This window comes from Kineosporia sp. R_H_3, from assembly GCF_002198675.1.
GTDB lineage: Bacteria > Actinomycetota > Actinomycetes > Actinomycetales > Kineosporiaceae > R-H-3.
Map to the genome: position 1 here is coordinate 23,409 of NZ_MWLL01000164.1, position 9,119 is coordinate 32,527.

Annotated in this window: 7 protein-coding genes and 1 pseudogene; 5 read left to right on the forward strand and 3 right to left on the reverse strand. The window is 76.7% G+C overall.

The genetic code is table 11. The features are described 5' to 3' along the window. Nucleotides 1–138 precede the first annotated feature (138 nt). Nucleotides 139–2,154, reverse strand: coding sequence for a TIM barrel protein (locus tag ECOMGDLI_RS33880; protein ID WP_143447768.1), 2,016 nt, complete (start codon nt 2,152–2,154; stop codon nt 139–141). 189 nt (nt 2,155–2,343) lie between these two features. Here ECOMGDLI_RS33880 and ECOMGDLI_RS17765 point away from each other — a divergent pair, with 189 nt between their 5' ends. Continuing rightward, on the forward strand, nt 2,344–3,342 hold the full coding sequence (locus tag ECOMGDLI_RS17765) for a LacI family DNA-binding transcriptional regulator (protein ID WP_088318187.1): 999 nt from the start codon (nt 2,344–2,346) through the stop codon (nt 3,340–3,342). Nucleotides 3,343–3,351: 9 nt separating this feature from the next. Here ECOMGDLI_RS17765 and ECOMGDLI_RS17770 read toward each other — a convergent pair whose 3' ends face one another. Next, nucleotides 3,352–4,776, reverse strand: a complete 1,425-nt coding sequence (locus tag ECOMGDLI_RS17770; protein ID WP_088318188.1) for a HAMP domain-containing sensor histidine kinase — start codon at nt 4,774–4,776, stop codon at nt 3,352–3,354. Beyond that, nucleotides 4,773–5,429 (reverse strand): response regulator transcription factor, encoded by a 657-nt coding sequence (locus ECOMGDLI_RS17775; RefSeq protein ID WP_088318189.1) that lies wholly within the window; start codon nt 5,427–5,429, stop codon nt 4,773–4,775. The genes ECOMGDLI_RS17770 and ECOMGDLI_RS17775 overlap by 4 nt, the downstream gene beginning before the upstream one ends. A gap of 205 nt (nt 5,430–5,634) precedes the next feature. On the opposite strand from ECOMGDLI_RS17775, the gene ECOMGDLI_RS17780 reads away from it, so the two are divergent. The 4 genes and pseudogenes from ECOMGDLI_RS17780 to ECOMGDLI_RS17795 form a co-directional block, all read left to right on the forward strand. Beyond that, the gene (locus ECOMGDLI_RS17780) at nt 5,635–6,150 is read left to right on the forward strand and encodes a PepSY domain-containing protein (RefSeq protein ID WP_088318190.1); all 516 of its coding nucleotides are present in this window, start codon (nt 5,635–5,637) and stop codon (nt 6,148–6,150) included. Nucleotides 6,151–6,386: 236 nt separating this feature from the next. Next, nucleotides 6,387–7,550 (forward strand): PASTA domain-containing protein, encoded by a 1,164-nt coding sequence (locus ECOMGDLI_RS17785; protein WP_198954958.1) that lies wholly within the window; start codon nt 6,387–6,389, stop codon nt 7,548–7,550. Between the two features lie 170 nt (nt 7,551–7,720). Next, complete coding sequence (locus ECOMGDLI_RS17790) at nt 7,721–8,656, forward strand: hypothetical protein (RefSeq protein WP_088318192.1); 936 nt, start codon at nt 7,721–7,723, stop codon at nt 8,654–8,656. Between the two features lie 54 nt (nt 8,657–8,710). Continuing rightward, a pseudogene (locus tag ECOMGDLI_RS17795) lies at nt 8,711–9,119 on the forward strand (hypothetical protein); the annotation flags it as partial.

The following is a 9,119-nucleotide window of genomic DNA, read 5'->3' on the forward strand; positions in this document are numbered from 1 at the left end:
CGCACGTCCTCGTCGTCGAGAGATGTTCGCGGCCCCGGTCTACCGGTACATACGTGATGAAGCGACCTGAGACCGACATCACAGACAGACCGCCATCACGGACGCATGTCCGGGAGAGGACCGAGCGGCGCGGATCCCTCAGACCGTGACCGGGGCGCCCGCCTCCGCGAGGTGCGCGACGGACCGCGCGACGTCACCGACGACCTTGGCGACCTGGTCGGGATCGGCGCCCGGCAGCGAGGTGTCCTGCTCGAGGACGTACCAGCCCGAGTAGCCGGCCGCCTCGAGCACGCGGACGATCTCCGCGACCGGGACGTCACCGGTGCCGAGCGGGACGTACATGTTCTGCTGCACGCCCTCCATGTAGGTGATCTCGCCGGCCTGCACCCGCTTCGCGACCGTGAGGTCGACGTCCTTGAGGTGCACGTGCGTGATCTTGTCGGCGTGCGTGCGGACGAGCTCGAGCGGGTCGGTGCCGCCGATGAGCAGGTGGCCGGTGTCCAGGCAGAGCGGGACGTCGCTGTCCGCGACGAAGCGCTCGACCTCGGCCCGCTGCTCGACGTGGGTGCCGACGTGCGGGTGCAGCGTCGTGCGCAGGCCGTGGGACGCCGCGATGTCGCGGACCTTCCCGGCGTTCGCCACGAGCCGGGCCCACTCGTCGTCGGTGAGCCGCGGGCGCTCGTCGTAGCCGTCGAGGCCGGTCGCCGCGGCGAGCACGAGCACCTCGCCGCCCGCCGCGGCCATCTGGGCGGCGGCCCGCCCGGCCTCGGCGAGGGTGGCCTCCTCGGCGGCCGCGTCGTGCAGCGGGACGGCGAGGAAGCCGCCGACGAGGCCCAGGCCGGCGGCGCCGAGGACGCCGCGCAGCGCCTCGGGGTCGTCGGGCAGGAACCCGGGCGGACCGAGCTCGGTGCTGCGCAGCCCGAGGTCGGCCATCTGGCCGAGGACGAGGTCGACGGGGAGGACGTGGCCCCAGCCGGGCACCTCGCAGACGCCCCACGAGATCGGCGCGCCGGCGACCCGGCCGCCGAGCACCGCGCCGGCGTCGACGTCCGCGGGCTCGTCGGCGGAGCCGGCTGCGAGACCGGCTGCGAGACCGGCCGCGGCGCGGCGTCCGGTCGGCTCGACCGCGAACGCCGCCGGGTCGATGCTCACGGCCGCGCCGCTGCGCAACGACTGCTCGCACGCCTCGGCGAGCACGAGGCTCACGAGGCCATCGGCGGCGGGCGAGGGGTTCTCGGCCCGGCCGGCGATGACGTCGAGGAAGACCACGATCTCGCGGCGGTAGGCGGGCGCGTACCGCTCCTGGAAGCCGGTGTACGCGGCGCCCGACGGGTCGTGCCCGCCCGGCTCGAGGCTGACGAACGGCGTCCGGGCGTCGTAGCCGGAGGCCAGCGCCGCCTTCTCGGCGAAGACGTCGATCCGGTTGTCGTACCCCGTGCCGTCCTTGCGGCCGCCGACGAGCTGGGCGATGACGCCGCCCTCGAAGACGAGCGTGATCGAGGCGGTGTCGACGTCACCGGCGTCCGCGAACGCCTGGTCGACGAGCACCGAGCCGGTCGCGAAGACGCTCGTCACCCGGCGGCCCACGAGCCACGGCACGCAGTCGAGGTCGTGGACGAACATGTCACGGAAGATGCCGCCCGAGGTCGGGATGTAGTCCGCCGGCGGCGGCTCGTGGTCGAACGCGGTGGCCCGGACGGCGTACACGTCGCCGGTCTCACCGGTGACGATCCGCCGCTTGAGCTCGGCGATCGCGGGGTCGAACCGGCGCTGGAACCCGACGAGCAGCGGGACGCCGACGCGCGCCGCGTGCGCGGCGACCTCGCGGACCTCGGCGACGTCGCCGGCGAGCGGCTTCTCGCAGAGCACCGGGACGCCCGCGTCGAGGGCGGCGTGCACGACGGCCGCGTGCGTCGGCGTGGGGGTCGCGACGAGCACGCCGTCGACGCCCGCGAGCAGGTCGTCGAGGGACTCGACCGCGCGGACCGTGACACCCCGGGATGCGGCGGAGCCGGCCGCGAGCTCCGCGGCGACGGCGGCGGCCCGGCCCGGGGCCGGGTCGTGGAGGACGACCTCGGTGACGCCGTCCGTCGCGACGATGTTCGTCGCGTGCATCTGGCCGATGCGGCCCACGCCGCTGACGCCGATCCTCATCGATCCTCAACTCCGGGCTGGTCCGTGCAGGCTAGTGTTAGAGCGCTCCAATCGTTGGAGCGCTCTAACGATGACCGGCCGCTCGAAGGGTGTCAAGCAGCCCGCGGGGGCGCTGCGCCGGGCGGCGCGGCCGTACGATCGCGGCGGCCGGGGACCCGGGCCGAGGGTCCCGGGCGGAAGGGTGGTGACGTGCGCAGACCGACGATGGACGACGTCGCGCAGCGCGCCGGCGTCTCCCGCGCGCTCGTCTCCCTCGTCATGCGCGAGTCGCCCAAGGTCAGCCCCGAGCGGCGGGCCGCCGTCCTCGCCGCGGCCGCGGACCTCGGGTACTCCCCGCACGCGATGGCCCGCCAGCTCGCGCAGCGGACGTCGACCGTGCTCGCCGTCCTCGTCTCGGACCTGCACAACCCCTACTTCGCGGACATCGTCGAGTCCGTCGACACCGCGGCCCGCGAGGCCGGTCTCGACATGATCCTTTCGACCGGGGGCCGCCGACCGGCCGGCGAGCGCCGCGCCGTCGAGACGATGCTGGGCTTCCGCCCGGCCGGCCTCGTCCTGCTGTCGCCGGTCGTCCCGCAGGCGGTGCTCGAGGCGGCGAGCGTGTCGACGCCGGTCGTGGCCGTCGAGCGCACGGTGGCGCTGCCCGGCGTCGACACCGTGACGGACGACGGCCGGGCCGGCTCCCGGCTCGCGGTCGACCACCTGGTCGGGCTCGGCCACCGCGACGTCGTCCACCTCGACGGCGGCCAGGGCGCGCAGTCCTCGACCCGGCGCCGGGGGTTCGTCGACGCGATGCGCGCGCACGGGCTCGAGCCGCGCGTCGAGCCGAGCGAGTACACCGAGGAGGGCGGGGCCGCGGCGGTCGCCCGGCTGCTCGCCGCCGGCACCCGGTTCACGGCGCTCGTCGCGGCGAACGACATCAACGCGATCGGGGCGCTCTCGGCGCTCGCGGACGCGGGCCTGCGCGTGCCGGAGGACGTGTCGGTCGTCGGCTACGACAACACCTCGCTCGCCGCGATGCGGCACGTCGGGCTCACCACCGTCGACCAGCCGCGGGCCGAGATGGGCCGGCTCGCCGTCGCCGCCGTCGTCGAGCGGATCGCCGGCCGCCGGACGACGCCGACCCGGCACCGGCTGCAGCCGTCCCTCGTCGTCCGGACGACGACGGCGCCGCCGCCGCGCCGCTGACCCGGGGGCTCAGGGCGCGGCGGTCGCACCGAACGTCAGGCGGATCGTCGTGCCGGTGGCGCCGGTCGTCAGGTCGACGTGACCCCCGTGGGCCTCGACCACGGCCCGGACGACGGCCAGGCCGAGGCCGGTCGAGCCGCGGCCGCCGCGGGCGAAGGGCTCGAAGACCCGGGTCCGCAACGCCTCCGGGATGCCGGGGCCGTCGTCCGCGACGCTGACGTCGAGCACCCCGCCGACGACCCCGACCCGGACCTCGACGCGCGTCCCCGCCGGGGTGTGCCGGCGGGCGTTGACGACGAGGTTGAGCACGGCCTGGAGCACCCGGTCGAGGTCGACGCGGACCGTGGTCGCGCCGGCGCCGGCGCCGTCGGTCCGGCCGGTGGTGTCGACGGCCTCGACCGCGACGTCCCCGAGGTCCAGCCCGACGAGCCGCAGCCGGACCTCCTCGACGACGCGGTCGACCGTGACGTCCGTCGGCACGAGGAAGCTGTCGCCGTCCGCGGCCGCGAGCAGGAGCAGGTCGTCGAGCAGCCGGGAGAGCCGGACGAGCTCGGCGCCCACGAGCCGCAGCGAGGCCTCCGGGTCGGCGGCGATCCCGGTCTCGAGGAGCTCGAGGTGGCCGCGGGCCACGGCGACCGGCGTCCGGAGCTCGTGCGAGACCGCGGCGAACAACGCCGTCCGGGCCTCGACCTCCGCCGAGATCCGCTCGAGCATCCCGTTGAAGGCGCGCGCAAGGTCGCCGACCTCGTCGGGCCGGCCGCCCGGGTCGGGGACCCGCACGGCGAGGTCGCCGATGCCGGCCCGCTCGGCCGCGGCGTGCAGCGCGCGCAGCGGGCGGGTGGCCCTGCGCAGGGCGAGGGCGAGGACGACGACGCCGAGCACCCCGGCGAACGTCGCGGCGAGCGCCACCCGGCCGGCGAGCGTCGTCGCGTCGTGGTCGACGCCGCCGAGCCAGCCGTCCACCTCGAGCACCGCGACGCGGCGGCCGTCGACGGTGACGGGGGTCGCGAGCACCCGGACGTCCCCCTCGGGCGTCGCGCGGGTGACGAGCCGGCCGGGCACGCCGGCCGGCAGCCGGTCGCCGTCCCGCAGCGCGACGACCGGCGCCGGCCCGGTCGCCGTCGTGAGCACCGGGCCGCCGTCCACCCGGATGACCGTCATGTGCAGCGCGCTGCCGGGCTGGGTCGCGAGGTAGCCCTGGAAGCGGCGCTCGAGGTCGGCCGGACCCGTGCTGCCGACGAGCAGCGCCGCCGCCCGGACGGCGAACACCTCCCGCTCGCGGTCGAGCCGCTCGTCGACGGCGGCCCGGCCCTGCAACCGGGCGAGCTGCCACGCGAGGACCACGGTCGCCGCGAGCGCGAACGCGAGGACGACCGCGGCGACCACGGTGAAGCGGACCCACGTGCTGCGCGGCGAGGGCAGACCGGGGGTCATGCGGGCAGCCGGTACCCGGCGCCGCGGACGGTCTGCACGAGGTCCGCGCCGAGCTTGCGCCGCAGGTACGCGACGTAGACCTCGACGACGTTCGAGCCGGGGTCGAAGTCGTAGCCCCAGACGAGGTCGAGGAGCTGCTGCTGCGAGAGCACCTGGCCGGGGTGCCGGGCGAGCACCTCGAGGAGGGCGAACTCGCGGGCGCTGAGGTCGACGGTCACCTCGCCGCGGGTCGCCGTGCGGCGGGTGAGGTCGACGGTGAGGTCCCGGACGGTGAGGACGCTCGCGCTCGGCTGCTGGCCCGAGCGCAGCCGGGCCCGCACCCGGGCGAGCAGCTCGGCGAAGGAGAACGGCTTGGTGACGTAGTCGTCCGCGCCGGCGTCGAGCAGCCGGACCCGCTCCGGGACGCCCGTGCTCGCGGTGAGCACGATGACCGGCAGGTCGGGGCGGCGCTTGCGCAGCGCCGCGAGGACCTCGTCGCCGCCGATGTCCGGCAGGCCGAGGTCGAGGACGACGAGCGCGGTCGCCGGGTCGAGCCCTTCGGCGAGCCCTTCGGCCCCGGTCGTCGCGACGACGGGCAGGTAGCCGGCCGCCTCGAGCCCCTGGGACACGAAGGACGCGATCCCTGCCTCGTCCTCGACGACCACCACGCGCATGCGCACATGCTGGGCCCGGCGACCCCGACCCGCCAAACGGCTGAGAGTTCTCTCAGGTCCCTCCAAGGACGGTCCAAGCGGTGGTCGGGCATGCTCGGACCGCAACCTTGGAGCCCCCTCAGGCCGGTCCAAGGACCACCTCAGACCGCCGACCCACAGTGGATGCACGCCGGAGGTTCCGGCACCGTCCACGAGGAGGACCACCATGACCCGCACCAGCATCGCGAGCTTCGCAGTCGGCGCCCTCGCCGTCGGGCTCGTCGCGTCCGGCACCGCCTTCGCCGTCATGGGGCCCGACGACACCCGGGTCGTCGCGCCGGTCTCGGTGAACGCCGCCGACACCGGGCTCACCGACGACGGCACCGGTGACCCGAGCGCCGGCCCCACCGGTGACCCGAGCACCGACCCGAGCACCGACCCGAGCAGCTCGCCCGGCGCCGGGCCGTCTGTCGACGACAGCGGCCACGACAGCGGCGACGACAACCCGGGCGGCCGCGGCGACCACGGCTCCCAGGCGGTCGCCGTCCCCGCCGGGGTGACGCTCGACCGGGCCCGGACGATCGCGCTCGGCGTCAAGGCCGGCACCGTCCGCGAGGCCGACCTCGACGACGAGGACGGCCGGACCGTCTGGGACGTCGAGGTGCGCGGCACCGACGGTGCGAAGTGGGAGATCACGATCGACGCCGTGACCGGTGACGTCCTCAAGACCGAGCGGGACTGACCTCTCGACCCAGCGCTCGACCGCCCCTCGACGAGCGCGGGCGGACGGCCTCCGGCACGGCCCGACAGGGCCGGCCGGAGGCCGTTCTCCGTTGTGGAACGCCGGGTTTCGCTACCGGTCGTCACCGCCCGGCAGCGCACCGTCGAATGTTCGGGTGCGTTCGTCGATAGCCGTGGATGGGACCCCCGCCCGGCGGCAGAATCGGTCGGGTCGGGGCGGACCGGAGCGAGGTGGTCGTGAACGCACAGGGATCGACTCCCCCGGGCGCGCCGCCGTCCGACCCGCTCACGCCGGTCGACCTGCTGCTGCCCGGGGCCTGGCGGACCTCCCGGAAGGGCCGGCACGCCGGGTCCGACGAGGCCGGCCGAGCGGCGACGCTGACGACGACCCCGGTCGTGCCGCGGGTCGTCCGGCCGCCGTCGACCCTGCCGCTGCCGCTCGGGGACCTGTTCGAGCCGGACGCCGCCCGGCCGGCGGTCGTCGAGGAGCCGGTCGTCGAGGCTCCGGACGCCGACGAGCCGGACGCCGGCGGGCCCGTCGCCGACGACACCCTCGCGTTCTGGGAGCGCGAGGTCCGGATCCCGATCATCCGCGAGCCGTCACCGGTGCTCGGCGACGTCCCGGTCGTGGCAGCAGCGGTCACCCCTGTCGTACCCGCCGCACCGCCCGCCGCACCGACCGCGCCCGCCGGGCCGCCCGAGGAGCCGCCGGTCCCCGAGGCCGTCGAGCCCGAGCAGCCGTGGGCCGTTGCCCCGCCGAGGCCGCCGGTCGAGGAGCTCTTCGTCATCGGCGGCGGGGAGCCGCCCGCCGCCCGCCGCGTCCTGGCCCGCACCGCCTTCGTCTTCGCCGGCGCGGTCGTCGCCGTCGGTGCCGCCGTCCCGTTCCTGCTCGGGGGGCTGCCCGGCGGGGACGCCACGGTGAGCCTCGCCGAGACGACCGCCTCGCCGTCCGCGGCCGTGGAGAGCGCGGCCCGGGACAGCGTCGTCACCACGTACGTCCCGACGGTGAGCGGGAGCGTCCCGGTCGGGACGCCGACGGCGAACGCGGCCGAGCGGCAGACCGCCGAGCCCACGGCGAGCACCACGACCCGCCGGACGACCCGCCCCGCGGCCACGCCGTCCCGCACGACGAGCCGGCCGAAGCCGCCGGCGGCCCCGACCCGCACCCGCCCGAGCGGTCCGTCGCAGCCCGGGCCGCGCCCCGGGCAGGTCTACGTCGATGCGGCGGCCTACGTCGGGCGGCCGCTCGACCGGGTCCGCCGCGACCTCGAGGCCCTCGGCCTGCGGGTCCAGGACGCACCGGCCTTCGGCACCGGCAAGCCGCGCGGCGAGGTCGTGGGGCTGCGCCCCGGCGGCTGGGTCGACGCCGGCAGCACCGTGCGGGTCTTCTTCGCGTGGTGACGCCGCGCCCCCGAACGGGTGACTCGGCGAGGAGCGGCTGAGCGCACCGGGACCGACCAGGATCATCGACGACAGGTCCGAGCACGTCGTCCGGAACCGCCCGCCCGCGGTCGCCCGGAGGTCGGCCGGACCCGGCACGAGCGGCGACGGCTCACGAACGAGAAGGACGCATGGACGCGACCGCGGGCGACACCCAGGAGCACGGCGAGGCGCAGGTACGGCCCCACGCGGGCCGGACGCCGCGCCGTCGGGCCCCGGACACCGTCCCCTTCTGGGGCGCCGACGCGAAGATCCCCGTGATCCGTGAGCCGTCCCCGGTCGTCGGTCCGTCAGCACCTGCACCGCGACCTGTCGCGGTAGCTGCCCCGGTCGCGGCCCCGGCATCGGCTCCGGCGCCGGCCGTCGCGGCACGGCCGTCGGCGCTCCCCGCCCGCCCGGACGTCTACGCGGTCGATCGCACGGTCGATCACACGGTTGACGAGCCCCTGCCCCGGCGCCGCGACGCGGCGCGGGACGACGGGCCCCGGCGGATCCGGCCGGCCACGGCCCTGGGCGCGGCCGGCCTGCTCGTGCTCGTCGCCGGTCTCGCCACGCCCTTCGTGCTCAGCGGACCGTTCGGCGGGACCCCGGACGCCGCCCCGGTGCCGGCACCGCCCGGCACGGTGACGACGTACGTGCCGACCGTGAGCGGCAGCGCACCGGTCGCCGTCGGTACCGCTGCCGCGACGACCGCCCCGGCGGCGACGACGACGGCGGGTGCCACGGACCGGCCGACGGCGGCCGCGACCCGGACCGCCGCGAGCACGCCGACCGCCCGGACGACGCCGGCCGCCCGCCGGACGACGGTCACCGCGATCGTCACGACGACGGTCGCCCCGGCGACGACGCAGGCGTCGACCAGACCCGGCGAGGTCTTCGTCGACCCGGCGCAGTACGTGGGGCGGCAGGAGGACCCGGTGCGGGCCGAGCTCGAGGCCCGGGGGCTGGACACCGCGGACAGCTGGGCGTTCGACACCGGCAGGCCCCGGGGCACGGTCGTCGAGGTGCGGCCGTCCGGCTGGGTCCGGGACGGCGGGGACGTCCGGGTGTACGTCGCATGGTCGTGACGCTCGTGGTCGTGACGGCAGGGGCCGCCCGCGGGCGGCGGATCGAGGGGCGGCATGGAACCGACGAGTGACGAGACCCGGCGCCCCGACGCGGTCCGCCGGCGTCCGCCCGTGAACCCGGACACCCGCCCGTTCTGGCTCAAGGACCTCAAGGCGCCCGTCATCCGGGAGCCCTCTCCCGTGCTCGGGGCGCACGGGCTCGCGCCCGTGCCGGCCGAGCCCGTCCCGGTGACACCCGCGCCGGTGACACCCGCAGCGGGCGCGCCCGTTCCCGCGCCACGGCTGCGGCAGCCCGACGTCCCGACCCAGCAGCCGACCCAGCAGCCGACCCAGCAGCCGACCCAGCAGCCGCCCCCGGCCCGCCAGGCGGTCGACCTCTCCGTCCCCGTGCGCACACCCGCCGAGCCCGTCGACCTGCCCACGGTCGCGGTCGTCGTCCGGGTCCGCGTGCGGGTGGCCGACG